This is a genomic window from Rhodococcus sp. NPDC057014 (assembly GCF_042673295.1).
GTDB lineage: Bacteria > Actinomycetota > Actinomycetes > Mycobacteriales > Mycobacteriaceae > Rhodococcus_F.
Genome location: NZ_JBHUSF010000593.1, coordinates 1 through 2160 on the forward strand (window position 1 = coordinate 1; position 2160 = coordinate 2160).

The window sequence follows — 2160 nt, forward strand, 5'->3', positions numbered from 1 at the left end:
GTCCAGGGACTCGTTAACCACGCACGGGCGGCGGAGCCGCCTACCGGGCCAGCGCGCGACCTGCGGCCCGGCCGGAGAAGATGCAGCCGCCGAGGAAGGTGCCCTCGAGCGCGCTGTACCCGTGGACGCCGCCGCCGCCGAACCCGGCGACCTCACCGGCGGCGTAGAGACCCTCGAAAGGGGTGCCGTCGGGCCGGATCACCTGCGAGTCGAGGTTGGTCTCGAGCCCGCCGAGGGTCTTGCGGGTGAGCAGGTGCAGCCGGACCGCGATCAGCGGACCGTTCTTGGGGTCGAGCAACTCGTGGGGACTCACCACGCGGGTGATCTTGTCGGCCAGCAGGTTCCGGGCGTTGCGGATCGCCATGACCTGGAAGTCCTTGGTGTAGGCGTTCTTCACCTCCCGGTCGCGGGCCACGATCTCCCGTTCGAGGTCCTCGTACTTCAGCGGTGCGTCGGGGGTGAGGGCGTTCATGCCGTCGACGAGGTCGCGGAGGTTGTCGCGTACGACGAAGTCGGCGCCGTGCTGCTTGAACGCCTCGACGGGACCGGGCGCCCCCTTCTTGAGGCGTTCGGCGAGGAGCTTGAAATCGCGGCCCGTGATGTCGGGGTTCTGCTCGGACCCCGACAGCGCGAATTCCTTCTCGATGATCTTCTGGTCGAGGACGAACCAGGTGTGGTGGTGGCCGCTGTCCACGATGTGCTCGAGGGTGCCCATGGTGTCGAAACCGGGGAAGTTGGGGCTGGGCAGGCGTTTGCCGTTGCCGGCGAACCACATCGACGACGGTCCGGGGATGATGCGGATGCCGTGGTTCGGCCAGATCGGGTCCCAATTCTGGATGCCCTCGGTGTAGTGCCACATCCGGTCGCGGTTGACGATGTTGCCGCCGGCGTTCTCGGTGATCTCGAGCATGCGGCCGTCGACGTGCGCGGGAACACCGGCGAGCATGTTCTCGGGAGCCTTGCCGAGACGCGCGGGCCAGTTCTTCCTGACCAGATCGGGGTTGCCGCCGATGCCGCCGGACGTGACGACCACGGCCTGTGCGGAGAATTCGAATTCCCCGACCGCGGTACGCGAACTCTTCACGCCGCGTGCCTCGGTGGACGGTTCGAGGACGGTGCCGCGCACTCCGGTGGCGGCGCCGTCGGTGACGACGATCTCGTCGACCTGATGGCGGTGCTTGAACGTGACGAGCCCCCGCTTCGACGCGGCCATGACGCGGGTGAGGAAGACTTCGACGACGCCCGGACCGGTGCCCCAGGTGATGTGGAAACGCGGAACGGAATTGCCCTGTCCCAGAGCGGATCCGCGTCCGCGTTCGGCCCACCCGACGTTCGGCATCAGACGCAGCCCGAGGTCGTGGAGGTACTGCCGCTTCTCGCCGGCAGCGAATTCGACGTACGCCTGCGCCCACAACCGCGGCCACTGGTCTTCGCGTTCGCGGTCGAAGGCGGCGGTGCCCATCCAGTCCTGGATCGCCAGTTCGTACGAGTCCTTGATGCCGAGGCGTCGCTGTTCGGGGCTGTCGACGAGGAACAGGCCGCCAAGCGACCAGAAGGCCTGCCCGCCGAGATTCGCGGGACTCTCCTGGTCGACGACGAGGACCTTCCGGCCGGCCTTGACCATCTCGTAGGTGGCGACCAGTCCGGCCAGTCCGGCGCCGACGACGATCACATCAGCCTGTTCGGTCACGAGGACCCCTCTTTCCGGTGTGTGTGGGTGTGGGTGGTGTCGGGTTCGGTGTAAGCGGCGACGACCCGGGTGAACAGTTCGAGCCGCAGTTCCCGGGCGGCCGCGTTCTCGTCCTCGATGAGGCACTGGACGCTGGTGCCGTCGTGCAGGGCCACGAGCGCGCGGCCGAGGACCCGGGGATCGCCGTCGACGCGGCGCCCCAGCCTGTGCAGAGCTTTCTCGAGGATCGGCACGATGGTGTCGAGAATGGTGTCCTCACGGGCTGCGAGGGCCTTCTTCAGCGGCGGGTTGCGCAGCGCGTGGGCGGTGAATTCCGCATTGATCCGGTACCACTGGTCGTCGACGGGGACGACTCCGAGCACCAATTCGGTGCCGGCGCGCAGTTTTTCGGCAGGCGTGAGCCCGGAGAGGTCGATGCTCGAGGAATCGGCGGCCAGCCGGATCTGCGCGAGCATCGCGCTGGAGCGCTG

2 protein-coding genes are annotated in these 2160 nt (G+C 67.8%); both read right to left on the reverse strand.

What is annotated here, in order from left to right; genetic code table 11:
• Window positions 1-40: 40 nt before the first annotated feature.
• A complete protein-coding gene (locus ACFTZB_RS45215) occupies window positions 41-1690 on the reverse strand; it encodes an FAD-binding dehydrogenase (protein WP_378442469.1) in 1650 nt (549 codons plus the stop codon).
• Window positions 1687-2160 (reverse strand): TetR family transcriptional regulator C-terminal domain-containing protein (locus tag ACFTZB_RS45220; protein ID WP_378442471.1); only part of this gene is annotated, 474 nt, incomplete at its 5' end. The genes ACFTZB_RS45215 and ACFTZB_RS45220, both read right to left, overlap by 4 nt.